This window comes from Alistipes sp. dk3624 (genome assembly GCF_009557455.1).
Taxonomy (GTDB): Bacteria; Bacteroidota; Bacteroidia; order Bacteroidales; family Rikenellaceae; genus Alistipes_A; species Alistipes_A hominis.
The window spans coordinates 1,319,455-1,345,522 of record NZ_CP045651.1 but is presented as its reverse complement, the minus strand read 5'-3'; the positions used below and the strand labels follow the sequence as shown (position 1 = coordinate 1,345,522).

Genomic DNA, 26,068 nt, shown 5'->3' with positions numbered 1-26,068 from the left:
GCGTCCATACTGGAAAATGCATTGATTGCGGTAACGTGAACTGTTGAGTAAAAGCGTTGCACCGTAGAACCGCGACGCTTTACAGCACAAAAGAGTGTGAGGGGGAACTGTTAAGATTGGCTAAATCGCCAATCTATCTATTAGTTGATATTATCAACTAATATTGCTGCTTTTGTGCCCATAAAAAGAGAGTGAAGCATGAATGACATTCTATTCTTTGTACTGGTCGCCAAAGAATTACAGTTCACGTTTAAGAAACGGATATCCGGGAAGCTGGAGATTCCGGTCGAGTCTTTAGGTGTCCTTATGGCTATACGGCATAAAGCAAGCATGATTCAACAGGAAATCGCAGACACATTAAAAAAGGACAAGTCCGCAATTTTACGCCATATCAATCTGTTTGAAAGTCAGGGATTGATAACCCGTTCAAATACGGCGAATGACAAGCGTATGAATGTCATACAGATAACGGAAAGGGGAAGGCAGCTATTGGTGTCGGCAGATGCCGAATTGGACAGCCTGTCGAACTTTTTGTTTGACGGAGTGAGCAAATCCGACCTGGATATATACGGCAAGGTGCTGACACATCTGAAAAACAAAATCGAGGCCATCAGTCAAAAAAAATAACAAAATGACCGCGCGTCCATTCGTATCCCTTGCGACTTTCGCCACTTTTCTTTGTCTGGCGGTTTCCGGTGTAGCCTTGCAGATGACGAACCACCAGCCGTACACTCCTGCAAAAGTGTTCTTTACAGTCTTGCACAATGTCTCGGCAATCTTCTTTCTGGTATTCTCGATACTCCACATCCTGAAAAATTGGAGAGCCATTAGAGCATATATAAAAGGTAAAGCCGCAGGGAAGATAAGCCGTGAATTTATCGTCTGCTGTATTCTCCTGCTTGTTCTCCTGATTGTCTGCTGGCTGAAAACGGCATACGATACGCGTTACACATATATAACTACCAATAACCAAAATACGCCATGAGTAAGATGAATAAGCTACAACGTATCCATACTCCATACATATGGGTGAACCCCAGAGCGTGTGCTGCCTGCTGGAAATGTATCGACAACTGCCCGCGCGATGTTATTGGCAAAGTCGGTTTCTTGTGGCACAAACACATTGTCATCCGAAATGCCGATAATTGCATCGGCTGTAAAAAGTGTATGAAAAGCTGCCCTTCGGGTGTTTTCAGCGAAAGCATGTCGAATGTCGTGATGAAACTGCTTAAACGTATTTGACAAGAATTATTACCTAATCCGGGGAATCTGCACCATGTCCCATAGCGTTCGTGCCACGGCCATGCTTCGGGCAACTGAAAGTTGATTGATGTTGTCTTCATAATGGAACGGGCTTTATCGTGCTGCGAAAGTACGGTAAAGCCCAGTATGACGAAAAAACAGGGTTTTAAGATAATCTGTACCCGACTATGGAACAGAACCGGAACATCAATCTGTGGGAAATTGTCATAACCCGCATAAAGAAAGGATAGCGGTTTCTGAAAAACAGCCCCTGAGAAGATTGGCGTATCAGTTGAATACGGCTATCCCATTTCTCGATGTCGCGGCCATTGTCAAGCCCCCAGTTGAAACGTGCCGAAATTTTTTTGACGGTATCATGCTTGTTCTGATTCTTAACCGATAATGTCCCGCACAGGTCAAACCATATCTCGCAGCCGGGAAAGTGTTTCAGCAGTTTTTGAAACAGGGATTTGATTTCGTCCTCCCGGAAATACATTACCACACCCTCGGCAATAAAAAGAAATTCAGCCTCCGGATTCGCGGATTTCAGTTCCGCCATCCACTTTTCGTCAAACATTGAACCGGGGACATACGTTTCATTCTCTGCCGGAGGCAAAAGTCTGTCACGGGCAGCGATTACTTCGGGAAGGTCAAGACTGTAATACCTTGCAGAAGATTCTATTGTTGTACGTTGTGTACGGGCATCAAATCCACACCCAAGATTGACAATGATCGGATTGACGTGTGATTTCACATAATCGCGAACCACATTGTCGAGATACCAGGCACGGACATTGCACCCTACTTCGCTGAGGACTGCACCGTCGAACTTTGAATAGTCGTATGGTATCTGCTCAACCAGTCTTTCAGCGACAGGGTCGCGGATGATAGCCTTTTCTCCGCGACGGCTTTCTTTGGCCCGCATATATAGCGGAATAAGGAGCGTTTCAGAAACGGTGTCTGCGAAAAATGTGCTGTTCATTCTTTTTGTCCTTGTTTTGTCAGTTTCCAAGACATTACACAGAGAATGGCGCTGACGATTAGAATAACCGGCAGCAAGGGAAGCTGTACGATGGAAAAATCCGTGAACAGTTCACAGGTGTGGAACAGGTTGAACAACAGAATGAAGGTGGCGAGCAAGCCGTTCAGAATGTTCCATGAGCGGGTTTTCCCATATAGGGATAACAGAATACCGCATACAGGGACAAGATAGCTTATCGACATCATGAATGTAAGCAGTCCTTCGGGAGCATGCCCCGTTTCGCTTATGGCAATGGCCTCATTCCAGAAAAGCGGCATGAGATCGGCAAGCGAATGTAGAGTCAGGCCACACATGACGGCCACCCACAGGATAGCGATTTTGGTATGGCGGCCTGTCCGATTGATGATGTTTTTATCTTCCATTGTAATGATTTGTTAGTAAATTCAAAGTTATACAGGGAAAACAAGGAATGAAATACCCAAAAGTGATGAAATTTAAGCGGCAGAGTAAAAAAACCACCGAAAGCACGGTGAGGTTGGCGAAGTAGTTCTGTTCGGGACGTGTGTCCGATGTGATATGGAATCGTCTTTTCATCCCGTCGCCTACTTAGTCTTATCCGCCAGTCGTAGCGACCTTCAGCCACATCGCCAATTTTCTTATAGGCGCGGTCTGTCTGTAATTCGGTCTGCTTTCCCTTGTCACGGGCAAAGTTCACAAGCCAGTTTCCTTATTTCAGCTTCCGCCTGTTTGGTAAACGGATTCTGCAGCCGTTCTTTCTCCTTTGGCAAGGATGCTTCCAATTTCCGATTCCGGTTCTTGATTTCTGCATATCTGCCGCGCCCTGCGATGTTGGCAAGCCCCGACAGTATGGTGTTGCCGCTTTCCCTGTCAGCCCAGCTGCCCTTCCCGGCAATCTCCTCGTCAAGTTTCGCGCGAGTGCGCTCTTGGGCGCGGTTCTCGATGTCGAGCCATTCAGTCTCAGTCCTCGCCTTCTCCATTTCTGCGACGGCTGTTTCCCGTCCCGCCTCCGCCTGTAACCTACACTACCTAATCTCCGTTAGAAATAGAGTTTTACCCCCATTCCCGGAACAAATGCAAATTTCTCCAGATCGGAACTGATTGTGTAAATGCCCGTGGGCTTTACGTATAGGTTGAACATCTCTGTGATGATGAACTCCACCTGGTACCGATAAATAAAATTAAAGGAAGAGGCTAAACAGTAAAAAAATTCTCTGAAAATTGAAAATCCAAAAGAAATCTCCATGAAGAGTACAAACAAAAAGAGGGCGACTAAAATTTTTTGGTCGCCATCTTTAACAGCTCATACAATGTCTGCCGAATGGATCGTTTCGATCCTCGTTAGGAGATCGGATTATTCGAAGGATTCTCGTATAGGGACGAAATAAAATCCTTCAAGAGTATACCTTATGAAAGAATTAATTAACGTCGGATCAGTTGTTTGACATTGAAAGCCGACGTAAGAAACAGAAAACAGAACCGTTGCCTTTTCGTTACATCGACCTAATTATAAGAAGGTAACAGTCCGATTTTACAGACTGTTACATTGATTTAAAGACGTTCTATTTCGTGGGTTTTCGCTTTGCGGGGCAGCGGTTTGTTTTTACAAAATAATCGCTACCTTCGCACAGTGGTCGAATCTGAAGGACATTGCGGTTATGAGCGGAAAACATACGAAGATCGTTTGGATGGTCTGTCTGGTCGTACTGCTGTTTGCCGGTATGCGGGCTTCTTCGCGGCTCCGGCCGGGAAAAGGGTTTCGGCTGTGTATGCAATCTTATACTTTTCAACGTTTTACGCTCGAACAAGCCATGGACAAAATCTGTGAATTGGGAATAAAGTATCTGGAAATTTTTCCGGGTCAGCGTTTCGGCGGTTACCAGTCCGTCGAGTATGAATGCAATTGGGAAGATTCGGTTCCCGATATCCGGGAATGAATCGTCCGTTTTCGCCGTATTTGCGATAGACTTTAACCGATTTTAAGTGGAAAAGATGAAAATAAAACTGTTTACGATACCCAATATCCTGACGCTTTGTAATTTGCTGTCGGGATGTGCCGCGGCGGTTTTCGCGCTGTGCGTGAACGACCTGCAGTGGGCTTTCTGGTGCGTGGTTGTCGCGGCCGTGTTCGATTTTCTGGACGGTTTCGTGGCGCGTCTTTTGAAATCCCATTCGGCGATCGGCAAGGAACTCGATTCGCTGGCCGATATGGTGAGTTTCGGGTTCGCTCCCGCTGCCGTATTGTATACGATGTATGCGATGACCGGCGGTAGCGACGTCTGGGGTTTCGCCGTGTTCGTCGTGGCGGCCTTTTCGGCCCTGCGTCTGGCGAAGTTCAACCTGGACGAGAATCAGACCACCCAGTTCATCGGCCTGCCGACGCCCGCCTGCGCCTTGTTTTTCGTGTCGGCCGGCTATCTGATGCAGGCGGGGGCTTTTACGGCTCCGGCCTGGGTGATGATCGCCGCCGCAGTCGTTTTTGCGGGTCTGCTGGTATGCAACGTGCCGATGTTCGCCCTTAAATTCACCCATTACCGTTTCGCCGGCAACCGGGTGCGCTACGTATTCGCACTGTGTTCGTTGGCGGCTCTGTGCGCAGCGGGGATTGCGGCGATTCCGTTTATCATTCTGGCTTATATCGTCGTTTCCGTATCGGTGTATGCGTTCCGGACGCAGCGGTAAGCGACCGTCTTCGGATTGCATGAAATTTGCATGTGTAATATTTTTGCTACCTTTGCCGTTATTTCGGGAGGTAATTGCCTGCGACTGATGTTTGGAATATCAAAAGGGTATGCGTTAAAAGTGTTATTCGGGACGGTTTTTGTTCTGAACATTTGTGTCGCATCGGCGCAACGGCCGATTACTTCGAACCAGAACCGCAATCAGTACGGGACTCTTCCCGGACTTAATAACCAAAATCAGAACCAGATGCAGTACGGCAGCATCGGCGGGGTACAGGACAACGACGCCCCCGAAGAGGAGGCCGATACCACCAAAAAACCGCCCAAGATCCGCAAGCCGCTGGAATCCTATTTTTTCAACGATTCGATCCGCGCCCGGCAGAGTTTCGCGTGGAACGTGAACCTCGAGCGAAACGATATCGATATCATCGACGTGGACACTGCGCTGGTCGGTTTCCAGAACGAGTATCCTTACCTCCAGAACAACGTGGGCTCGGCCTACCTGGGCAACTTGGGCGCCGCCTCCGTGCCGCTCGACTATTTCCTTCGTCCGCAGTACCGCAACTTCAGTTTCGCCCAATCTTTCGATGCCTACCTGTTCACTCCGCGACGGGTGCGTTATTTTAATGTCAAGAAGCCGTTTACGCATTTGTCCTATTTTATGTCCGGGCAGACCCGCCGTCTCGAAGAGAGTTTTTGGGGGGCCCATGCGCAGAACGTTTCGCCTTCGACGGGGTTCAACGTCGATTACCGCAGCCGCGGTACGCGCGGGATCTATACGTGGCAGGGTACGCGCGAGCGCAATCTGTCGCTCGCCTTTTCGCATACCGGCAAAAAGTACAGCGTTCATGCGGGCTATATTTACAACATGCAGAACGTTAAAGAGAATGGCGGTATCATGCGCGACGAGGACATTACCGATACGGTCTTTGAAATGCCCGAGTTGATTGAAGTGCGTTTGCAGGATGCCCGCAATCAGCTTAAAAACAATACTTTTTATATCGTGCAGTCTTACGGGGTGCCGTTGCGGAAACTGACCGACGAGGATTTTTCGATCGCTCAGAATTCTTCGTTTTTTATCGGCCATTCGCTGGAACTGAGCAAATTCTATAAGAAGTACACCGATACGAAGGCGAAAAGCGGCGATTTCTACGAGAACTGGTATATCAGTCCCACCCAGAGCGTCGACTCGATGTACGAGCGCGTGCTGTCGAACCGGATTTTCGTTCAGATCCAGCCGTGGGATCGGGACGGCCCCGTCGGGGTGATCAACGCCGGGATCGGCAACGACGCCCACCATTATTACCAGTTCAGCATGGAGGACTACCTGACCAACAGGAATAAGGGGGTCAACAAGAACGGGACTTTCGTATACGGTTCCGTCGAAGGAAAATTCAGGAAATATTTCAGTTGGGACGCCAATATCAAGTACCACCTGTTCGGATACCGCAGCCAGGATCTCGAGCTGGGCGGCGACGTGGCGTTCTCGGTTTACATAGCAGGCAAGCCAATCACTCTGAAAGGCAGCATCGGGCATACGATCAGTACGCCCGACTACTGGACGGAGAACTATTTCTCTAACCACTATGCGTGGAACAACTCTTTTGCGAAAGAGTCTGAAACCCGAATCTCTGCGACCCTGAGCGTCCCGTCCGTAGGACTCGAACTGGGCGCTTATCAGAGCCTTTTGAAAGACAGGATCTATTACGACGCTCAGGCGCTCCCTGCCCAGCACGGGGGCAACGTCAGCGTTTCGGGTTTGTATGCCAGAAAGGATTTCCGCATCGGCGGACTCCATTTGAACCACAGGGTATTGCTTCAGTTTAGTACAGTTCAGGAAGTTGTCCCGGTGCCTCTGGCCAGTGCTTATCTCAGTTATTTTTACGAATTCAACGTGGTGAAAAACGTGCTGCGGCTGCAGATCGGTTTGGACGGACGTTACAATACGGAGTATTATGCGTTCGGTTACAATCCTGCGACGGCGCAGTTTTACAACCAGCGTGAAAAGAAACTGGGAAATTATCCGATGATTGATGTGTTTGTCGCTGCCAAGTGGAAACGCATGCGGATTTTGGCCAAGATGCAGCATCTGAACGACAATTTGTTCGGAGACCGTAACTATTTTACGGTGCTCCATTATCCGCAGAACAAACGGGTCTTCAAAATGGGATTTTCCTGGAGCTTCTACGACTGATGCGTAAGAGCTGCCCCCGAAAACAGTTTTTATGATTTACAAATCGATTGTATCGTGTAAGTTATTTTTGTTCTTCAGTTTATTGATCCTTACCGCCTGCGGCGAACAGCGGCAGGCCGAACTCCCCGAACGGGTACGGCTGACGGTCGCTATGGACGACGACATGCCCGGCTACTTCGTGTTCGGCGGGGAAAATTACGGTTACCAGTACGATCTGTTCAAGGCTTATGCCGATTACCGGGGGCTTGAATTGCAGGTTGTGCAAGGTCTTTCCGCATCCGAGCGTTCGGAAAAGCTGGCGCTCGGCGAGTTGGATTTCGTGACCGCGCTTACGGCTCGAATCGCTGCGGCGGAAGTCCCCGCCTCGGTTCCTATTTACAACACATCCTATGTTTTGCTGGCCGATAAGTCCCGCGCTGCCGCGGCGCGCAAGGCGAAACATTTCAACCTCTCGTCTTTCGTCGGCGACGGACGGGTGCTGATCTCCTCGGGTTTTAAAAAATCGAAAACGTACGGCATGTTGCTCGATTCCCTTTCGTCGGCTGCGATTTACGTATCGTCCCGCAACAGTTTCGAAATGCTCGAGGCGCTCGGCGACGGACAGTACGACTACCTGATCTGCGAAATGAGCGAAGCCCAGCTCGGATGCGCGCTGTCCAAAAACGTCGAGCAGGTCTATACTTTCGCCGAGCCGGTTTCGCTGAGCGCGGTCGTTTCGTCGCGGGATGAAGGGTTGCGGCAGGATTTCGAAGCGTGGCTGAACCGTTTCCGCAACAGCGAGGAGTACGCCATGCTGAACTACCTCTATTTCGAAAAAGGGATCGTCCGTCAGGTGGTGGGCCGCGGGCTGGCTTCGTCCCGCGCCGGCGGAATTTCGGCCTTCGACAAACTTTTCAAGGAGATTTGCGAGAAAGAGGGCTACGACTGGCGTTTCGTCGCGGCGATCGCTTACAACGAATCCCGTTTCAATCCGTTCCTGGTGTCGAGCCGCGGCGCGCAGGGCCTGATGCAGATCATGCCGCGGGTGGCCAGGCAGTTCGACGTGCAGGGCAATGTGATGGATCCGGAAAACAATGTGCTGCTGGCGGTGAAGATATTGGGAAAGATCGAGAAGTCGCTGCGTTTCGCTCCCGGAACATCCGAAATGGATCGGATGAAAATCGTTCTGGCGTGTTACAACGGCGGGATCGGCCATGTGACCGATGCGCGGAATCTGGCCCGGAAATACGGCGCGAATCCCGATTCGTGGAACGATGTTTCGGAGTACCTGACCTTGAAGTCCGATCCGCAGTATGCCCGCGACGAAGTGGTGCGCAACGGTCGTTTCGTCGGCCGGCAGACGCTCGCATTCGTCCGCGACGTGATCAGCCGTTATTCGGTCTATTGCCGGAACGTCTCGCGGTAGCGTCCCGTACTGCCGGGTTATGGCTTGTTTAAATTCGGCCGGCGCTGTTTCTTGCGTCGGCCGAATCGGTTTTATACGGCGGATCGGTTCATGCCGTATTTGAAAGAGACCGGGCCGGTTTGCGGGAATCCCGTACTCCCGTCGCCGCGTTGCTTCCCCGCCGTTTTTCGGGCCGTAATCCGCCGATTTGTAGAATGTCGATAGCTGTTAATGCATTGAATTAAAGCGTTCTGTATTCGATAGAATGGCGGATGCGCTTGTCCGGATTCAGCTTGGTCCGATTTTATCTGACTGTTTTGGTTACTTTCTTTCTTTCCGCGAAACGCTGCGACTTTTCCCTGCTTTTTTTGCTGTCCAGAAAGAAGATCAGCGCGAGGGCCGACAGGATATCGACGAACAATAACACATTGATGTTGACAATCGGGGCCAGCAGAAAATTGGCGATGATATAGACGATCTGGATGCACAGGATGAGCCAGAAACTTTGCCGCTGGGAACATCCGATTTGCAGGAATTTATGATGAATGTGATTTTTGTCGGGACAGAACGGGGAGTGCCCGAGACAGATTCGTTGGATGAACAGCCGGGTCGTGTCGAACAGCGGGATGAAGATAATGCTCATCAGCGTTACCAGGGTCAGCTGCGAATTTCCCGTGCCGTTGTTCGCGGAAGCCAGTTGCAACAGCAGGAATGCCGTGATGTAGCCGAGCGTCAGCGACCCGCAGTCGCCCATGAACACTTTCAGCCTTTTGCCGAAGTAGTTGTACCGGAAAAACGCGGCGACCACTCCGACGGTGGACGCGGACAGCAGCGCCAGCATCGGGTTGCCGCTGTGCACCAGCAGTACGGTCAGCGTCAGTAGGGTTACGATGCTCAGCCCCGAGCAAAGCCCGTCCATCCCGTCGATCAGGTTGAAGGCGTTGATAACGACCATGACGATGAGTACGGTCAGCGGCGTCGACATCCAGTCCGGTATGGCGTATATTCCGAAAATTCCTTCCAGGTTGACGATGCGTCCCGCCGGCAATACCAATAGCAGCGCGACGAACAGTTGTACGAGCAGTTTGTATTTGTAAGTCAGGCCGATGATGTCGTCCCAGAGTCCTACGGCGGCGATTGTGATCAGTCCCGTGAAGAAATAGAAAATGGTTTCCTGGTAAATGGTTTCGACGTCCGGCATTCCGTTTCCGCCTATGGTGCATTGTATGCCCCGGATCAGAAAGTAGGCGATCAGCATACCCGGTAGGAACGACACGCCCCCGAGCCGCGGAATCTGCTGCGTATGGATCTTACGCGGATTCGGCGTATCGAAGATGCGCTTTCTTTTGGCGATTAGTATGATGCGGGGGATAGCGACCCGCCCGATCATAAAACTAATGCATGCGCCGGCGATTAAATAAAACAAAGTCGGATTCATAAAGTTGTTTGGTTGTGATAAAGGTAGGCATTTCTCTGTTCGGAACAAAATTATCCGAGCAGGTTGTCTTGATGTTTTCTTTCCCGGAAAAGCGACCGATTATCTTAATCGGTTAGGAAGTTATGAATTATAATCGAGCGTCGGTTTACGATGTTTGTTTCGTATTCGGAATATTCAGGCGAAGTTTTTTTTCAAGGGCGAAGAGTACGTTCTCGCTGCTGTTGCGTCCCGCCATGACGCTGCATACGTAATCTCTTCCCCAACCGTTTTCGCGTGCGACTTCGGCATAGACTCCCCGATGGCGTGCGGCTTCCGAACGAATAGCCGCAATACGCTCCTCTTTTCGTTCAATTCTTTTTTTCATAATCGGCAATATTTGATACCTTTGTTGTAGTAATACGCAAAAATACCCAATTTTTTTGACATAAAAAACAATATTGTCAATTATTTGTGTCACCACGATGGATTTAAAAGGGCGGATTAAAATACTGAGTGTGCATTTGGGACTATCCATCCGGGAATTTGAACGCGAGTGCGGATTGAAACGGGGGAATATTTCCAACATGACAGGCGCTCTGGGGTCGGACAAGTTGTCGAAGATTATCCAGCGTTTCCCGAGCATCGACCTGTACTGGCTGTTGACCGGGCGGGGGAATATTTTCCGGGACGCTTCCGACGCCGGCGGCAAAACGAACTGCGAGGACGAAGACTTGCCGCTGGTGATCGACAGCATGGTGTCCAACCTGACCAATTATACGGAATTGCAGTTGCGCCAGTTGAAATTGCTGCAAAAACTGATCGATCAGAATAAAAAAGAGCGCGATCCTTTGCAGAATCGATAAAAAACGGTACTTTTGCACCCTACTTACTTCAGTAGGTTGTGTAAAACCAATTAAAAATTACAAAATGCCTGTAAAAATCAGATTAGCACGCCGCGGTAAAAAGGGTTATCCTTTCTACCACATTGTCGTTGCCGACAGCAGGGCGCCACGTGATGGTAAATTCATTGAGAATATTGGGTCGTATAATCCCAATACCAATCCTGCCACAATCACACTCAACTTTGACCAAGCATTGGCATGGTTGCAGAAGGGCGCTCAACCTACCGACACCTGTAGGGCGATTCTTTCTTACAAAGGGGTCATGTACAAGAAACATTTGCTGGGAGGCGTCAGCAAAGGTGCGTTCAGCGCCGAAGTGGCCGATGCCCGTTTTGCCCAGTGGATGGAACAGAAAGCCGAAAAGATCGCAGCTAAGGAGTCCAAACTCAGCGGAGACAAAGTAGCCGATAAGAAAGCCCGGTTAGAAGCGGAAAAGAAAGTGAAGGAAGCCCGTGCCGAAGCCGTTGCCGCCAAGAAAGCGGAAATCGCCGCTGCTGCTGCTGCCGCTGCTGCCGAGTCGACCGAGGCCGAGACCGAAGCGTCTGCCGAAGAACCGGCTGCCGAAGCCTGATTTTTGCCCGATGCAGGAGCGACGTAAAACGGCGGTCGGCCGTATCGCCAAGTCTTTCGGACTTTCGGGCGAGTTGATGGTCAGTCTGTTCGATACGTTTCCTGCCGATTTTGATACGAAGGAACCGCTTTTTGTCGTGATCGACAAACTGGCGGTTCCTCTTTTTTGCGACCGTTTCGAGCGCCGCGGAAGGCGTAGCGCGCTGGTCGTATTTTCCGATTTCTATTCCGAGAAACGCACGGACGAGTTGATTGGCTGCGAACTTTTCCTGGAGGGGGAGGAGGATGCGCCGGACGGAGAACCGCTGGATCCGGATGCCGATGAATTTTATCCGGAAGACTTGGTCGGATTCGGCGTAATGGTCGATGAGGCCGGGGAGGGGATCGTGACCGGATTTATTGACGGGGAGAATCCGCTGTTCCTGCTGTCGCTGGACGGAAAGTCCGTTTACGTTCCCGTCGCCGACGAGTTTATTACCGAGATCGACGTTGCCGGGCGGAAAATCCGGATGCAACTGCCCGAAGGACTGATCGATCTGAACGATTGATATGCGAAGCGCGCCTGCCGCGCCGTCGAAACGAGTCGGGCGGTCAGCCCTTCTCCGAAACCGGTTCCTCCGGTTTTTCGGGTTCGCTCTGCGAAAGTTTTTTGAAAATCTCGCGTCCGACCCATGCGTCGGTCGCCGCGTAAAGTTGCTGTGCGGGCGTCAGTTGCTGTGCTTCCCAGTTGCTGAGACGCTGGGCTTTCGAGATGCGGATGTTCAGCGTGATGGCGGCCAGTTTGCGTAGACTTTTGTCGGTAATCCCGTACCGCGGGGCTATGTTCTGCAATTCCACGAATTTTTTTGGAGGAAACCGGTGCCACGAACGCAGCATCCGGACGTCTTCGTATACGGCGACGCCGACTTTGGCGATCCGGTCGGAAGAGAGTACGCGCTGTACGGATTCGGGCAGCCCGATCAGGTTCAGCCGGAACAAGAAGGCTTTGTCGTCGGCCGAGAGTTGTAGCAGCGCCACCTTGTTGAAATGTCCTTTCGTGAACGACGGCCGGGTCTCCGTATCGAATCCGATCAACGGGAAGCGGCTCAGGTATTCGCAGGCAGCCTCCGCCGCTTCCGGAGTATCGACGACGACGATTTCCCCGGGGAATGCCCCTATCGACAGTTGGTTGATCGCTTCGTTGGTTATGCTTTCCGCGTAAATTTTTCCCATCGGCCGCAAATTTACGGATTTATCCGAAGTTTCCCGTCACTTTCTTCGATTATTTTCTTTTCCCGGAGCAGGACGGTCACGCACTCCAGGATATGACGGATGTCGCGGCGTATCTGCGCTGCGAGCGACCGCACGTCGGCCGGCCCGCCGGACAGCCGGGAGAGGATTTCCCGTTGCAGGGCCTGTTGTCCGGGTGTATCCGTCCCCCTTTTTTTCTGTTCCAGGCAACGGTCGCACGCGCCGCACGGGACTGCATCCGTTTCTCCGAAATAACGCTGTATCAATACGCTGCGGCACTCCGCCGGCTCGGTGGCGTAACGGAACATGCTGTCGAGCCGTTTTTCGGCCACGGCTTTGCGCCGGGCGTAGCTTTCCGGCGAGATCCGGACGTTGGCCACCGGCAAACGCTCTTCGGAAAGGATCAGCATCGGACTTCTTCCGCCCGGAATGTAGCGGATGATGTGCAACTGCCACAATTTCTTAAAAAGTTCGTGCAGACGGGCCACGGTGTATCCCGACAGATGCGCCAGTTCGTCCTCGTCGATCGCGGCGAAGTCGCTGAAAAGTCCCGTGTAACGGCGCAGCAGCACGGTGATCAGGTGGTCGAGTTCCTTGCGGTCGACGCGGATCCGGTAGAGTTCGTCGCGCGGCACGACGAACCGGATCCGCGGCGGGTTATCCGACTCGTCGGTCAGGATCAGGTAGCCGTTCGTCTGTAGGATTTTGATGGCGTTGAGCGCTGTCGGGACGAAAAAGCGGAATCGCGCGGCGAATTCGTAGACGTTGAACGGGTGGACGGTTCCCTTGCCGTCCCCTACGGCGACGGAGAGGTAGTTGAACAGCGCTTCGTATACGTTCAGGATCGTTTTTACGGGCGGAAAGTCGAGTTGCATCCGGCGCGTCGCCAGCGGGGTATCTCCCTCGGACAGCAACAGCACCGCATAAGCCTTTTTACCGTCCCGTCCGGCCCGTCCGGCTTCCTGATAATAGGCTTCCAACGAATCGCACGGGTCGTAGTGCACGACGATCCGGACGTCCGCCTTGTCGATGCCCATACCGAACGCATTGGTAGCGACCATGACCCGCAGCCGTCCCCGTATCCAGTCGTCCTGCCGCGCTGCCCGCATCAGGTATCCCATGCCGCCGTGGTAGAATCCGGCCGTTATGCCGTTTTCGTTCAGGAATCCGGCGATGGTTTCCGTCTTTTCGCGGGTGCGTACGTAGACGATGCCCGTTCCCGGAACGTTGTTCAGAATGCGCAGCAGGTGCTCGTGTTTGTCTTCTGTGTTGCGCACTACGTAACAAAGGTTGCTGCGCGCGAAACTCGTCCGCAGGACGTGCGGTTCGCTGAATTTCAGTTGTTGCATGATGTCTTCGGCCACTTCCGGCGTTGCCGACGCGGTCAGCGCCAGCACCGGTATTTCGGGCTGCAACTCCCTCAGCCGGGCGATCCGCAGGTAAGACGGGCGGAAGTCGTATCCCCACTGCGAGATGCAGTGGGCTTCGTCGACGGCCAGCAGCGATACCCGCATTTTGGCGAAACGCGTCCGGAACAATTCGCTGTCGATGCGTTCCGGCGCAATGTACAGGAATTTCACGTCGCCGTAGACGCAGTTGTCGAGAATCCGGTCGATGTCGCGCGGCTGCATACCCGAATGAATCGACTCGGCGAGGATGCGCCGGCGGCGCAGTTGGTCGATCTGATCTTTCATCAGCGCGATCAGCGGTGTCACGACGATGCACACCCCGTCCAAAGCAAGGCCCGGTACCTGGTAGATGACCGATTTCCCGCCTCCGGTAGGCATCAGCACTAACGTATCCCGACCTGCGCAGACCGATTCGATCGTTTCGAGCTGTAACGGACGGAAATCGTCGTACCCCCAGTATCGTTTCAGTATTTGGCGCAGCCGTTCGGTCATCGGCGGGCCGGGATTCCTACGGTCTGCCCCAGTGCGATATGCTGCGACGATTTCAATCCGAGCGTTTTGGCGACCTCTTCGCGGTTGACCGTCGAGTGAACCACCACGGCCAGCCCTTCGGAAGCCCCGTACAGGTAGACGTTTTGCGCGATCAGTCCGGCGTCGATACCGGCGGTGACGGCGTTGCCCTGCATGTCGCCCTGCGTCATCCGCATGTAGTCGGCCACGAAGATCAGGATCCAGTCCCCGGTGCGGGTGTACTCCTGGCTGTTGACCTTGCCGCGCAGATCGCCTTCGGCGACCGGAACCAACGCGTGCGCTTCGGCGTCGTAGCGGTAAGCCCCCTTACGACCGATCAGGTAGAGGTCGATCTCCTGGCGGTTCAGCGCCGACGGCGCCGTGCGGCGGCCGTCTTCGCGGTTGATTCCCCAAGCTGCCCACAGCAGGTCGGAGAGTTGTTGCTGCGAAAGCGATTTTTCGCCGTCCATCGTGCGGTTCGTCGCACGTTTCGACAACGCCTCCATCAAAGGCATTCCTCCGGTTTTGGACGGAGCCGGAAGTTTGATGATATTGTTCTGTGCCATAGCCCATGAAGTTAATAACAGTGTCGTAAGTGTCAAAATTGCTTTTCTCATCGGATTCGGACGTTTTGTTCCTACAAATTTAATTTATTTTTTTTACCTTTACTAATGCTAAAACGAACGGACGGCGTTGGACGCGTTCGTCTTCCGTAAATTTTATAAATTGTTTTTCCATGAAAAGAATACTTGCTTTTTTGTCGCTGGTCGTTTTGTGCTGCGCCGAAGCATCCGCTCAGACGCCGCAGCCGTTGTATCCGGACGGGAAGTTCGACGGCGACAACGGACTCGACTCTTCGGTCACGGCCGATCGCGACGGCGTCCGTTTTGGCGTTGCCGTCCCGGATTATTTCCTGTTCCGTCCTGCGCCGGACAAGGCGAACGGACAGTGCGTCGTCGTCCTGCCCGGGGGCGGTTACGGTTGTGTTTGCTACCAGCGCGAGGGGATCGACGTAGCCCGCTGGCTGAACGAAAACGGAATTACGGCCGTCGTCCTGCGCTACCGGATGCCGAACGGACACAGCGAAATACCGCTGACCGATGTGCGCCGAATGTTTCGCACCGTGCGCGAAAATGCCGCCGAATGGGGAATCGACCCGTGCCAGGTCGGCGTCATGGGCTTTTCGGCGGGGGGGCATCTGGCGGCCTCGGCTCTGACGCTGTTCGAATTCAGTTACGCGCGTCCCGATTTCGGGATACTGATCTATCCGGTGATTACGATGCAGGACGGATTCTCTCACGGGGGAAGCCGCGATAACCTGATGGGCAAAGATCCGTCCGAAGATCTGATCCGGAGGTTTTCGACCGAGCGGCACATCGTTGCCGCCACGGAACATACTCCCGCCACTTCTCCGTGTTTCATCGCGCTGAGCAGCGACGACGAAGTGGTTCCGACGCGCAACAGTACGATGTTCTACGATTCGCTGTGCTCGAAAGGCGTTCCCGCCGAACTGCACGTTTATCCCACCGGTCGTCACGGTTGGATCGGCGACTTCGTCTATTGGGACGAGTACCATGCGTCGCTGTCCCGCTGGCTAAAGCAATTGCGAAAGAAAGCCGCGGCGGCCGATACCGCCTGTCCGAAACTTTCTCGGTAGCGGAGAACGGCCGTTTTGCGGATTGTAATGCCGACCGGTATGGTTCTTAGACCGGCGATTTCGATTACGTCTGCCGTTTCAGCGGGTAATGCCGGAGGCGTCCGCGCCGGACAGCGGCCGAACGGAATCGGGATTTTCCGAGTTTTCGCAAAAAATGCGGTAAACTTGGAAAATCGAAAATCTTTGTTTACATTTGTCTTATCGAAAAGGTTCTGACCCCCCGACAGGGGTCGGGATTTTTTCTTTTTGTTAACGCAAACGAATCGATGAAACCGAAGACACGATTTTATGTTTATGTGGCATTCCTGCTGCTCTCGGTGTTTTGCCTCGGGGGAAGCGTGGTGTTGTGTCTGTTCGACGGGGAGATGCGCAATTACCTGACCGTGCTGATCCTGTCGTGTTGTGCGGTAACTTTTCTTTACCTGCTGCGGCAGATGCTCAATCTGAACGATAAAGGTTGAAAAGCCGCGGCGTGAATTCCTGAAAACATTTAAACTCAATCATTATTATTATGGCATCAAACGTTGTTTATTTAACCGAAGCGGGTTTACAAAAGCTGAAAGACGAACTGGATCACCTCCGTTCGGTCGAGCGTCCTGCTATTTCCGCCGCGATCGCAGAAGCCCGCGACAAAGGCGATCTGTCGGAGAATGCAGAGTATGATGCGGCCAAAGAGGCTCAGGGCATGCTTGAGATGCGTATTGCCAAGTTGGAGGATACCGTTGCCAATGCAAGGGTGCTCGACGAATCGCGTATTGACACCAGTACCGTTCAGATTCTGAACCGCGTAACTCTTAAAAATATAACCACCGGGAAGGTCGTGGAGTACACCCTGGTTTCCGAAAACGAGGCCAACCTGAAAGAGGGCAAGTTGTCGATCGGTACCCCGATCGCACAGGCGCTGCTCGGACACAAAAAGGGCGAAGAGGTCGACGTTACCGTTCCGTCGGGCGTGCTGCGTTTCGAGATACTGAATATTTCGATCTGACCGGTTGGGTTTCCTGAATATATTTACGGATCCGGTCGATTTCGACCGGATCCGTTTTTAATTAATTTATAATCTGTCTTTTAGGGATGGCCCGTTGTCCGAGATAACCGTCCTGTTTGTTGCCTGTTAAATTAATTGTCGATTTCTTTTTTGTATAACTCCCACAATTTGTCGTTGTTGATGGGCGATCCGATTAGACGTACACGATTGTTTTTATCTAAAAGTAACGTATGATAAGCGGATTCTTGAGGTAATCCGTTTGCTGAAATAAAATTAGAGGTTGAATCGTAAATTACAGGAATATCCGGCAAAGCTTCACGGATGTAATGTTCAGTTAAATTTCTGTTTTTGCTCTGTACGATAAATATAAAAGACGGATTTTTATCGAGTAGTGACAATTCTTTCTTTTTCAGGAACCATTCTTCCAGCCTCCAGGAACAGCGCTCACAATCTGATGATTCGGCGAATATTACGATTTTAAAATGGGATGTATCCATCATGTCGGAGATTAGCGTATCTTTCCCATTGATGCAATAGGAATGGTTTTTAATTAAAATTTGCTTGTCGAGAATCTTGTCGAGTAATTCAGGCGCATCTGTGCGATTATTATTTACGCAGGCAAAAAGAAGTATGTTGGTTAATACGACAAAAATTATTTTCATTTCAAATGATAGGTTATCAGGACTCCGTCGCCTTTGTCCATATGTTTTTTTACTGAATCCGGTAATGTACATAATCCGTTTTTCATCTGAAAAATATAAGTCGAATAATCATAAAGTGAAAAAATCTGATTGTCGAAATAAGCCAGTGGTTTTTGCAAAAAGCGGGATGTATCTTTGATTATGTTCGTGCCCACCACCGTTTGGCGATTCAGATCGTATATGAAAGGCTGTCCTCCGTATTTATCTTCATTGAATTGTCCGATCATATATTTGGGTGTCATGATCGGTGTTTCGCTCAGATAATGAAATCCGGATAGTCTTTCCGGGTCGTTTTTTGCCTCTAGTGGGGCTTTTCTGTTTTTGAAATCGATGTGATAAACTTTCACTGAATCCGGCGCTTTTCTGTCGAAAACGGCTATGGAATCTGAAACCAGCGTATTAAAGACGAAATATCCCTTGGAATGAGTTAAATACGAGAATCGGGATAAGACGCTACAGTCGTTTTCATTTGTCGGGAAAATGCTGTTTTTGATATTCATATCCGAATCGGTAATATATATGCGGTAAGGTTGTTGGCCGGGAGAAAGGATGGCGCCGTCGACTACAGCCCATGAAAAAATGTAATTTCCGTTATCGAAAACAGCCATATCATAAACAACAAACGGTAGAGTTTTCTTTGTGATGAAGTTCCCGTTTTGGATGTCATGTAGCAACAATTCGTGTTTAATATTGTCGATCAGGTAAATAAATTTGTCGTCTACGGTAAAATTGCGAAGTTGGATATACTCTTTCGGCCCGCGCCCCCTGTTCCCTGTTTTGTATAGAAATTTCCCGTTTCTGTCAAAAACCAGTACTTGGTTTCGGCCTATAAAATCAAAAATAAAGATTTTATCGTTTTTTACGATTAATTTATCGATTTCTCTAAAAAGACCGTCCGGATGGGCTTCCAATAAAATATATTCTACGGTGTCGATATAGTTCGCTGCGGTACTATCCTCTTGTTCGATCCAGGAAAGATTTTTTTGATCGTTTTGCGATATCGTATTTGGTTGTTGAGTACAGGCAGAGATGCTGGATAAAATTATGCAGGGTAAAATTGTCTTTATAAAATAGTTCATCATGAGATAATATTATTTATGCTTTAACAACAGAGACAGATTTTTATATCTGTCTCTGTTGTTTATATTCGATTAACCGTGTAAATTGCATGGACGGCGTTCGCAATGTGTACCCGTTCCTTGACAGGTTACAACCGTTGTCTGGCAATAGATTGGTTTCCCTTTTTTGTCATAGCCGATAAGAGCGCCGCAAGTAAAACTCATAGGAGCTCCTTTGTCTGAAGATGATTCATCTTGACTTAGAGCCTCTATATCTCCCACCAGTAGATCATATTTAGTATTTGCCGGTGTGGAAACGTTGTAAAAAGTTACTGCCGCATTTCTCCGTCTGACTGTTTGCTTGCTATACGCCTCCTTTTTGTTAATTTACTAAAATGTGATTTTGATTTACTAAGTTATAATTTTTTTTGTAATTATTATTGTTTGAATTGTTTTATGCTGTAATTTAGACTAAAATAAGCATAATGACTGAATGTAGTAAGTAGTAACCAACAAAAAAGTGCCGAAATTGTTTCCGACACTTTTTATTTAGCTGGTTTGTCCGGGAGGCCCGGAGAAAGCGCTATTTCACTGTTTTAACGATTTTTTCGAATGCTGCGGCGTTGTTCATAGCCAGATCGGCCAGGACTTTCCGGTTGAGCCGGATTCCTTTGGCGTTCATCTTACCCATGAATTCCGAGTAGGTCATTCCCTGACCGCGGACAGCGGCGTTGATACGCTGAATCCACAGGCTGCGGAACTGACGTTTTTTGTTCTTGCGGTCTCTGTACGCATAGGTGAGACCTTTTTCTACGGTGTTTTTGGCGACCGTCCATACATTTCCCCTTGAACCAAAGTTACCTTTGGCAAGTTTCAAAACTTTTTTTCTTCGGGCTCTGGATGCAACTGCATTTACTGACCTTGGCATAATTGTAAAGTTTTACGAGCGGTTAGCGGCATGGTTCTCCCACACTCTTCGGGGCTAAGTCACTCTTTGTTTGACATTGGTGTAAAACGCGCGGCGGTTTATTTAACCAGCAGCAGTTTTACGTTGGCTTCATCGACCTTCGAGATCAGTCCCGAGTAGGTGAGATTCCGTTTTTGTTTTTTCGTTTTCTTCGTCAGGATGTGACTTTTGAAAGCATGCTTTCTTTTGATCTTTCCTGATCCGGTGAAGTCGAAACGCTTCTTGGCACCGGAATTGGTTTTCATTTTCGGCATTCTACTAAAAATTTTAATGTTAAACAGCCTTCAAAGGTAGGAATTAATCCCGGAATAAAAAAATCCCGTTTTTACGAAATATTTTTCGACTTGAGTGATTTTTAATTAAAGTTATTTTAATCAGATGTTTATGAGGGATGGCTCCGTCGTTGTTCCGGTATCGTATTTTCCGATCGCCCGATAAAAATTTCCGATTTGCAAGAACCGGGCGAAATGCTTATTTTTACGTCACCAACCAAATCGGAATCGAGTCATGGAAGAAAAAATTCTCAAAGCCCTTCAGGAAAAGGGTGCGATGCGTCCCGGCGACATCGCGGCTGCTGCCGGCGTCGAAAAAGCCGAAGCCGACAAAGCGATCAAAAAACTGGTCAAAGAGGGCAAGGTCTACTCTCCGAAACGCTGCTTTTACGACATTCAGAAGTAGCGGCATGAACAGATTGATCTTGTATCTGTCGGCGCTGATCCTGTTGTTCGGCGCCGATAGTCTCGTTGCCCGCAACCGTCCGCTGAACATAGGTTCCTACAACATCCGTTGCAACAACCCCGGCGACGGCGAAAATGCGTGGCCGAACCGTAAGGAACGGGTTAAAGCGCTGATTTTATTTCATGAGTACGATGTTGTCGGCGTGCAGGAGGCCCGTCCCGAGCAGATGGAAGACCTGCAACAAATGCCCGGTTTCGCGTCGGTCGGCGTCGGCCGCGACGGGGAGGCGGGAGGCGAGTTCTCAGCGATTTTCTACCGCGTCGACCGGATTCAGGTACTCGACAGCGGAACATTCTGGCTCTCCGAAACGCCCGAAAAGGTGTCGAAAGGCTGGGACGCCGCTTTGAACCGGATCTGTACGTGGGCCAAGATGAAGGACCGCGCCACGCGTCGGGTGTTTTACTTTTTCAACACGCATTTCGACCATATCGGTCCCGTGGCGCGGCATAAGTCGGCCGAACTGCTGGTCGCCCGGATCCGCGAGACGGTCGGGGAGAAGTATCCGGTCTTTTGTTCCGGCGATTTCAACTCGGGGGCCGGGAGCGATCCGGTCGAGGTGATGCTGAGCGCTTTTTCCGATGCGGAAGCCGTGTCGCAGACGCCGCCCTATACGCCGGGTTGGAGTTACACCGATTTCGGGGTGAAGGTTCCGGAGCGGTTGATGAAAAAAGGCAAGATCGACTTCCTGTTCGTCAACGACCGCGTGACGGTGCTGAAATTCGGCATCCTGACCGATTCGGACGGGCGCAATCATCCGTCCGACCACTTTCCCGTCTTTGTCGAAGCGTTGTTGAAATAATCACGGCGGCGAACGGGGAACTGTAAAAATGGGAAAACTGCTGGTTTGGATTATGATTCTGGGAAGCGTCGCCTCCTCCGTCGCCGCGCAAAAGCGCAGCGATCCGTTCTTTTTTATCCAACTGAGCGATCCGCAGTTGGGATTTATCGACGACAACCGCTCCTACGCCCGCGAGACGGAGTTGATGGAGCTTTTTACCGATGCGATCAACCGGCTGCGGCCCGCGTTCGTGGTCGTGACGGGCGATATGGTGCACGACCTGAACGACGCCGGACAAGTGGCCGAATTCGACCGGTTGATCGCCCGGATCGATCCGGCGATCCCGGTCTATTTTACGCCGGGCAACCACGACGTGGGCAACGAGGCAAGAGATCGGCTGGTCGAGGCTTATATTAAAAAGTACGGTTACGACCGTTTCGCATTCGCACACCGCGGCGCTTACCTGATCGGGTTGAATACGCCGGTCGTCTGGGCCGATTGTCCCGACCGCGAGCGGAAGCAGTGGAGATGGCTCGCGGCGAAACTGAAACGCTCCCGGAGATATGGCCGTACGATCGTGCTGGGACATCATCCGTTTTTTCTCGAATCGGCCGATGAGAAGGACCGTTACGAAAATATCCCGTCCGTTCGCCGCGGAAAGTACCTCGACCTGTTCGCGCGGTACGGCGTGGACTGTTACCTGTCCGGGCACCTGCATTTCTGCGCTTCGGGTTCGTTTGGGGGCGTGCGATTCCATACCGCCGGGGCCGCCGGTCGGCCGCTGGGCAACGACCGTTCCGGATTCCGGGTCGTAAAAGTTTTCCCGGAGAAGATCGAAACCGTCTATTACGGTTTCGACCGGCTGCCGGAGCGGATCGACGGATTCCCGGCCGGGAATTAGAGCGCGGGTGGGGAATTCTCAACATTTTTTCGTTACTTTGCAGACTGACATTTATTAGCTTATCCGCATGGAGTCTAAACAAGCCCTCAAACGATGGATGCCGATATTGGTGGCGCTGGTCGTTTTCGTCGTGATCAACCTGTTCTATTTCGCCCCGCAGTTCGACGGGAAAGTGCTGGCTCAGCACGATATTCTGCAATATAAGGGCAGTGTCGAAGACATTATGCAGCACCGTGCGAAGTATGGCGAAGATCCGCAATGGGAAGGCAATATGTTCAGCGGGATGCCGGCCTACCTGATCAACGTACAGTACGAAGGCACGATCATCAAGACGCTGGCCCGCGTATTTTATTTCCTCGGACAGCCCGCTTCGCTGATTTTCATTGCGATGGCGATGTTTTTCTTCATGCTGTTGTGTATGCGGTTCAATCCGTGGATCGGAATCGTTCCGGCTCTCGCTTACGGTTTTTCGACCTATTTCTTCATCATTATAGGGGCCGGACACATTACAAAGATGCTCGCGCTGGCCTTCGCTCCGATGCTGTTCGGCGGCGTGTATTACGCGTTCCGGCGGAATATGTGGATTGGCGCCGCGCTGACCGGTGTTTTCGCCACGATCGAAATCGGGGTCAATCACCCGCAGATTACCTATTATTTCTTATTTATTTTGATTGCTTTCTGGGTCAACGAGTTGGTGCTTTCGATCCGGGAAAGGATATTGCCGCATTTTGCCAAAGCGACCGGACTGCTGGCGCTGGCGGCCGTGCTGGCCGTAGGGAGTAATGCGGGAATGCTTTATTATATCGACAGCCATTCGTCCGAGACGATGCGCGGCGGTAGCGAACTGACTTCCGCTGACGGGAAGAAGCAGGACGGACTCGGCCTGCAGTACGCTACGGCGTGGAGTTACGGTAAGGCGGAGACTTTCAACATGCTGATTCCGAACCTGTACGGGGGAACTTCGCAAGGCGGGTTTTCGCAGGACGGGGAGGTCGCCGGGGTGCTGAGGAATTACCGCGCCGACGTTTCGCAGGTTCCCGCGTACTGGGGGCCCCAGCCGATGACCAGCGGCCCCGTTTACCTGGGGGCCGTGGCGTTGTTGCTGGCCGTGCTCGGCATGTTCGTGCTGCGCGGGCGTTCGAAATGGTGGGTGTTCGTCGTGACTCTGCTCGCGGTGCTGTTGTCCTGGGGAAGTAATTTTATGGGATTCACCGAGTTGTTTTTCAACTATTTCCCGATGTACAATAAGTTCCGCACCGTGTCGATGATCTTGGTGATCGCCGAATGGAGCGTGCCGTTTCTGATGGCCGTCGTGTTGCAGCGGCTCTGGTGCGGCGAACTCGACCGGCAGCGGTTGATGAAAGGACTTCGATCGGCGGTGCTGACGGTCGGAGGAATCGCGTTGCTGTTCCTCGTGTTCGGCGGCGCGCTGATGTCGTTTTCCGGTCAGGGCGAAGATCAGCTTCCGCAGGAGGTGGCTTCGGCGATGCGTTCCGAGCGCGCCTCGATGATGCGGGCCGATGCGTTCCGTTCGTTGCTGTTCGTGCTGTTGGCGGCCGGCGTAGTCTGGGCGTTCGCGGCGGAAAAGATCAAGAAGACGGCTTTCGTGCTGCTGCTCGGCGTGTTGGTGACGGCCGATATGGTGCCCGTCAACCTGCGCTATCTGAACGGCGACACATTCGTTTTGCCGAACCGGGCCGAAATCCGTCCGACGGAGGCCGACCGGCAGATCCTGGCCGACTCGACCGGCGAGCCCGGATACCGGGTGCTGAATCTTTCGGTCAGCACGTTCAACGACGCTTCGACTTCCTATTTCCACCGTTCGGTCGGCGGCTACCACGGAGCCAAGCTGCACCGCTACCAGGATCTGATCGACCGCCATCTGTCGAAGATGAATATGAACGTGTACAATATGCTCAATACGCGCTACGTCATCGTGCCGGATCAACAGACGGGCCGGTTATCCGTGCAGCATAATCCGGAAGCCAACGGCGCCGCCTGGTTCGTCGATTCGGTAGCTTTCGTCGAAACCCCCGATCTGGAGATCGATGCGCTGACGACGACCGATACCAAACGGGTGGCCGTAGTCGACGAGCGCTTCGCCGATGCGTTGCAGGGAGTCGTGCCGGCGGCCGACTCGACTGCGTCGATCCGGATGACCGAATACAGGGTCAATCTGCAACGTTACGAATATACGGCCCCGGCGGAAGGGGTCGCCGTATTCTCCGAAATTTATTATCCGCACGGATGGACGGCCTATGTCGACGGCGAAGAGGCGCCCTATTTTCGTGCCGATTACGTGCTGCGGGCGATGGCGTTGCCGGCGGGAAACCATACGGTCGAGTTCCGTTTCCGCGCTCCGCACTATGCGGCGCTGACGGCCGTTACGCGCGCCTGTTCGCTGTTGCTTTTGGCCGGGCTGGTCGCAGCCGTCTCCGTCGCGGCGGTACGCAAACGCAAACAAACGGAAAATAGCTGATTAGGTTATGGCTGTAAACAATAACAGGAAAATCAAACGCAAGGTTCGGAATGCCTACATTATTTCGACGGTCAGCATCGCGCTGGTGCTCTTTCTGCTCGGCGCGGTGGGATACCTGATCCTCGGCGCGCTGAACGCTTCGAACCGGCTGAAAGAGAACGTGTCGGTGTTCGTGATGCTGAAAGACGGCATTCCGGAGGAGACTTCCGCTGCGGTAAAGCGGCAGTTGGAGACGAACCCCGCGATCCGGGAAGTGAAATTCATTCCGAAAGACCAGGCGGCGGCCGATTTCCAGGCCTATCTGGGAAGCGATTTCGTCGAATTTCTGCAGACGAATCCGCTGCCGGATTCCTACGAGGTGAAACTGGACGGACGTTCGGCCGAAACAGGGGCGCTGTCGGCCCTCGAGAAGCAGGTCATGTCGTGGGACGGGGTCGACGAGGTGGTCTACCAGCGGAACGTGATCGAGCAGGTTACGTCCAACATCAATAAATTCAACCTGGTGCTGTTGCTGTTCGGCGGCGCGCTGCTGATTATTTCGCTGATCCTGCTGAACAATACGATCCGCGTTACGATTTTCTCGAAACGTTACCTGATCCATACGATGAAGCTGGTCGGGGCCACGCGCTGGTTTATTACGAAGCCGTTCCTGGGCGGCAGTATCTTGCAGGGAATCTATGCCGGGCTGATCTCGTGGGCGATGCTGGCCGTGATGATCGCCGGGCTGCACGAAGGGCTGCCGGAGGTGAAGTTCGTTTCGGATCAGTTGCAACTGCTGTTCATTTTCGGGGCGATGATGGTGGGGGGTATCCTCATTTCGCTGGTGTTCACCGCTTTCGCCGTTCGTAAATTCCTGCGGATGCGGACCGATAAGTTGTATTTGTATTGATTTTTTCGGAATCCGGCCCGGTTTTACAATGATTGCCGGCCGGTTGCGTTATATTTTAGAGCATAACAGGCGGCGGGCCTGCCGTCATAAACACGGAGAACGGATGAAAAAAAATGAGAAAAACACGACGGACGCCGGAAAATCGAACCGGATGCCGTTGACTTTTACCAATTATAAGTTGATGCTGATCGGCTTTGCCGTGATCGTCCTCGGATTTATCCTGATGAGCGGCGGCGGCAGCGACGATCCGAACGTGTTCAACGAGGATATGTTCAGTTTCCGGCGCATTACGCTCGCTCCGCTGTTGGTGCTGGGCGGTTTCGCCTTCGAGATTTACGCTATTATGAAGAAACCGAAAAAGGAGGAGTAACCG

The 26,068-nt window shown here is 51.7% G+C and carries 31 protein-coding genes; 19 read left to right on the top strand and 12 right to left on the bottom strand.

Going from position 1 to position 26,068, the window contains the following annotated elements; genetic code table 11:
• Positions 1-198: 198 nt before the first annotated feature.
• Genes GFH31_RS05725 through GFH31_RS13045 form a run of 3 tightly spaced genes read left to right on the top strand, consistent with a single transcriptional unit; the run spans position 199 to position 1,242 of the window.
• Positions 199-627 (top strand): MarR family winged helix-turn-helix transcriptional regulator, encoded by a 429-nt coding sequence (locus tag GFH31_RS05725; protein WP_101572266.1) that lies wholly within the window; start codon positions 199-201, stop codon positions 625-627.
• Between the two features lie 4 nt (positions 628-631).
• Positions 632-985, top strand: a complete 354-nt coding sequence (locus GFH31_RS13050) for a DUF4405 domain-containing protein (protein ID WP_118456873.1) — start codon at positions 632-634, stop codon at positions 983-985.
• Positions 982-1,242, top strand: coding sequence for a DUF362 domain-containing protein (locus GFH31_RS13045; RefSeq protein ID WP_101572270.1), 261 nt, complete (start codon positions 982-984; stop codon positions 1,240-1,242). The genes GFH31_RS13050 and GFH31_RS13045 overlap by 4 nt, the downstream gene beginning before the upstream one ends.
• Before the next feature lie 166 nt (positions 1,243-1,408).
• On the opposite strand, the gene GFH31_RS05710 is transcribed toward GFH31_RS13045, so the two are convergent.
• The 3 genes from GFH31_RS05710 to GFH31_RS05700 all read right to left on the bottom strand — a co-directional run bounded on the left by GFH31_RS05710 (position 1,409) and on the right by GFH31_RS05700 (position 3,222).
• Positions 1,409-2,224, bottom strand: a complete 816-nt coding sequence (locus tag GFH31_RS05710) for a class I SAM-dependent methyltransferase (RefSeq protein ID WP_153498314.1) — start codon at positions 2,222-2,224, stop codon at positions 1,409-1,411.
• Positions 2,221-2,646 carry a hypothetical protein gene (locus GFH31_RS05705; protein WP_101572275.1) on the bottom strand — a complete coding sequence of 142 codons (426 nt, stop codon included), beginning with the start codon at positions 2,644-2,646 and terminating at the stop codon, positions 2,221-2,223. Before GFH31_RS05705 ends, GFH31_RS05710 begins: the two co-directional genes overlap by 4 nt.
• Before the next feature lie 276 nt (positions 2,647-2,922).
• Positions 2,923-3,222 (bottom strand): hypothetical protein, encoded by a 300-nt coding sequence (locus GFH31_RS05700; protein WP_101572277.1) that lies wholly within the window; start codon positions 3,220-3,222, stop codon positions 2,923-2,925.
• Between the two features lie 678 nt (positions 3,223-3,900).
• On the opposite strand from GFH31_RS05700, the gene GFH31_RS05695 reads away from it, so the two are divergent.
• The 4 genes from GFH31_RS05695 to GFH31_RS05680 all read left to right on the top strand — a co-directional run bounded on the left by GFH31_RS05695 (position 3,901) and on the right by GFH31_RS05680 (position 8,522).
• Complete coding sequence (locus tag GFH31_RS05695; RefSeq protein ID WP_101572281.1) at positions 3,901-4,179, top strand: hypothetical protein; 279 nt, start codon at positions 3,901-3,903, stop codon at positions 4,177-4,179.
• Positions 4,180-4,234: 55 nt separating this feature from the next.
• Entirely contained in the window at positions 4,235-4,924 is a 690-nt protein-coding gene (gene pssA, locus GFH31_RS05690) for a CDP-diacylglycerol--serine O-phosphatidyltransferase (protein ID WP_055205252.1), read from the top strand.
• A gap of 87 nt (positions 4,925-5,011) precedes the next feature.
• Positions 5,012-7,117 (top strand): putative porin, encoded by a 2,106-nt coding sequence (locus GFH31_RS05685; protein WP_118456870.1) that lies wholly within the window; start codon positions 5,012-5,014, stop codon positions 7,115-7,117.
• 31 nt (positions 7,118-7,148) lie between these two features.
• Entirely contained in the window at positions 7,149-8,522 is a 1,374-nt protein-coding gene (locus GFH31_RS05680; protein WP_172970807.1) for a transglycosylase SLT domain-containing protein, read from the top strand.
• A gap of 283 nt (positions 8,523-8,805) precedes the next feature.
• On the opposite strand, the gene GFH31_RS05675 is transcribed toward GFH31_RS05680, so the two are convergent.
• Positions 8,806-9,939 (bottom strand): glycosyltransferase family 4 protein, encoded by a 1,134-nt coding sequence (locus GFH31_RS05675; RefSeq protein WP_101572283.1) that lies wholly within the window; start codon positions 9,937-9,939, stop codon positions 8,806-8,808.
• A 145-nt stretch (positions 9,940-10,084) separates the two neighbouring features.
• Positions 10,085-10,303, bottom strand: a complete 219-nt coding sequence (locus tag GFH31_RS05670) for a hypothetical protein (protein ID WP_055205255.1) — start codon at positions 10,301-10,303, stop codon at positions 10,085-10,087.
• A gap of 136 nt (positions 10,304-10,439) precedes the next feature.
• Between GFH31_RS05670 and GFH31_RS05665 the strand changes: the two genes are divergently transcribed.
• The 3 genes from GFH31_RS05665 (at position 10,440) to rimM (ending at position 11,938) form a co-directional block, all read left to right on the top strand.
• On the top strand, positions 10,440-10,781 hold the full coding sequence (locus GFH31_RS05665; RefSeq protein WP_101572285.1) for a hypothetical protein: 342 nt from the start codon (positions 10,440-10,442) through the stop codon (positions 10,779-10,781).
• Positions 10,782-10,845: 64 nt separating this feature from the next.
• Positions 10,846-11,391, top strand: a complete 546-nt coding sequence (locus GFH31_RS05660; RefSeq protein ID WP_153498313.1) for a 30S ribosomal protein S16 — start codon at positions 10,846-10,848, stop codon at positions 11,389-11,391.
• A 10-nt stretch (positions 11,392-11,401) separates the two neighbouring features.
• Entirely contained in the window at positions 11,402-11,938 is a 537-nt protein-coding gene (rimM, locus tag GFH31_RS05655) for a ribosome maturation factor RimM (RefSeq protein WP_153498312.1), read from the top strand.
• Between the two features lie 43 nt (positions 11,939-11,981).
• Here rimM and GFH31_RS05650 read toward each other — a convergent pair whose 3' ends face one another.
• The 3 genes from GFH31_RS05650 to GFH31_RS05640 are packed head-to-tail and all read right to left on the bottom strand — an operon-like array spanning position 11,982 to position 15,105.
• A complete protein-coding gene (locus tag GFH31_RS05650; protein WP_055205421.1) occupies positions 11,982-12,602 on the bottom strand; it encodes a 3'-5' exonuclease in 621 nt (206 codons plus the stop codon).
• A gap of 11 nt (positions 12,603-12,613) precedes the next feature.
• Positions 12,614-14,521 carry an ATP-dependent DNA helicase RecQ gene (locus GFH31_RS05645; protein WP_118656779.1) on the bottom strand — a complete coding sequence of 636 codons (1,908 nt, stop codon included), beginning with the start codon at positions 14,519-14,521 and terminating at the stop codon, positions 12,614-12,616.
• The gene (locus GFH31_RS05640) at positions 14,518-15,105 is read right to left on the bottom strand and encodes a SagB/ThcOx family dehydrogenase (protein ID WP_228385809.1); all 588 of its coding nucleotides are present in this window, start codon (positions 15,103-15,105) and stop codon (positions 14,518-14,520) included. Before GFH31_RS05640 ends, GFH31_RS05645 begins: the two co-directional genes overlap by 4 nt.
• Before the next feature lie 170 nt (positions 15,106-15,275).
• Here GFH31_RS05640 and GFH31_RS05635 point away from each other — a divergent pair, with 170 nt between their 5' ends.
• The 3 genes from GFH31_RS05635 to greA all read left to right on the top strand — a co-directional run bounded on the left by GFH31_RS05635 (position 15,276) and on the right by greA (position 17,184).
• Entirely contained in the window at positions 15,276-16,196 is a 921-nt protein-coding gene (locus tag GFH31_RS05635) for an alpha/beta hydrolase (RefSeq protein WP_118456862.1), read from the top strand.
• A gap of 266 nt (positions 16,197-16,462) precedes the next feature.
• A complete protein-coding gene (locus GFH31_RS05630; RefSeq protein WP_055205262.1) occupies positions 16,463-16,657 on the top strand; it encodes a hypothetical protein in 195 nt (64 codons plus the stop codon).
• A 50-nt stretch (positions 16,658-16,707) separates the two neighbouring features.
• Complete coding sequence (gene greA / locus GFH31_RS05625; protein ID WP_055205263.1) at positions 16,708-17,184, top strand: transcription elongation factor GreA; 477 nt, start codon at positions 16,708-16,710, stop codon at positions 17,182-17,184.
• A 131-nt stretch (positions 17,185-17,315) separates the two neighbouring features.
• Here greA and GFH31_RS05620 read toward each other — a convergent pair whose 3' ends face one another.
• The 4 genes from GFH31_RS05620 to rpmI form a co-directional block, all read right to left on the bottom strand.
• The gene (locus GFH31_RS05620; RefSeq protein ID WP_101572295.1) at positions 17,316-17,846 is read right to left on the bottom strand and encodes a hypothetical protein; all 531 of its coding nucleotides are present in this window, start codon (positions 17,844-17,846) and stop codon (positions 17,316-17,318) included.
• A complete protein-coding gene (locus GFH31_RS05615) occupies positions 17,843-18,967 on the bottom strand; it encodes a 6-bladed beta-propeller (RefSeq protein WP_101572297.1) in 1,125 nt (374 codons plus the stop codon). The genes GFH31_RS05620 and GFH31_RS05615 overlap by 4 nt, the downstream gene beginning before the upstream one ends.
• A gap of 559 nt (positions 18,968-19,526) precedes the next feature.
• Positions 19,527-19,871, bottom strand: coding sequence for a 50S ribosomal protein L20 (rplT, locus tag GFH31_RS05610; RefSeq protein WP_055205264.1), 345 nt, complete (start codon positions 19,869-19,871; stop codon positions 19,527-19,529).
• 98 nt (positions 19,872-19,969) lie between these two features.
• On the bottom strand, positions 19,970-20,164 hold the full coding sequence (rpmI, locus tag GFH31_RS05605; protein WP_055205265.1) for a 50S ribosomal protein L35: 195 nt from the start codon (positions 20,162-20,164) through the stop codon (positions 19,970-19,972).
• A 253-nt stretch (positions 20,165-20,417) separates the two neighbouring features.
• Here rpmI and GFH31_RS05600 point away from each other — a divergent pair, with 253 nt between their 5' ends.
• From GFH31_RS05600 to GFH31_RS05575, 6 genes are all read left to right on the top strand, one after another.
• Complete coding sequence (locus GFH31_RS05600) at positions 20,418-20,588, top strand: MarR family transcriptional regulator (protein ID WP_055205266.1); 171 nt, start codon at positions 20,418-20,420, stop codon at positions 20,586-20,588.
• A gap of 4 nt (positions 20,589-20,592) precedes the next feature.
• Positions 20,593-21,447, top strand: a complete 855-nt coding sequence (locus GFH31_RS05595; RefSeq protein WP_055205267.1) for an endonuclease/exonuclease/phosphatase family protein — start codon at positions 20,593-20,595, stop codon at positions 21,445-21,447.
• Positions 21,448-21,475: 28 nt separating this feature from the next.
• Positions 21,476-22,327, top strand: coding sequence for a metallophosphoesterase (locus GFH31_RS05590; RefSeq protein ID WP_055205268.1), 852 nt, complete (start codon positions 21,476-21,478; stop codon positions 22,325-22,327).
• A 67-nt stretch (positions 22,328-22,394) separates the two neighbouring features.
• A complete protein-coding gene (locus GFH31_RS05585; RefSeq protein WP_118456856.1) occupies positions 22,395-24,806 on the top strand; it encodes a YfhO family protein in 2,412 nt (803 codons plus the stop codon).
• 7 nt (positions 24,807-24,813) lie between these two features.
• Positions 24,814-25,695, top strand: a complete 882-nt coding sequence (locus GFH31_RS05580) for a cell division protein FtsX (protein WP_055205270.1) — start codon at positions 24,814-24,816, stop codon at positions 25,693-25,695.
• A gap of 103 nt (positions 25,696-25,798) precedes the next feature.
• Positions 25,799-26,065 (top strand): DUF3098 domain-containing protein, encoded by a 267-nt coding sequence (locus GFH31_RS05575; protein ID WP_055205271.1) that lies wholly within the window; start codon positions 25,799-25,801, stop codon positions 26,063-26,065.
• Positions 26,066-26,068 lie beyond the last annotated feature (3 nt).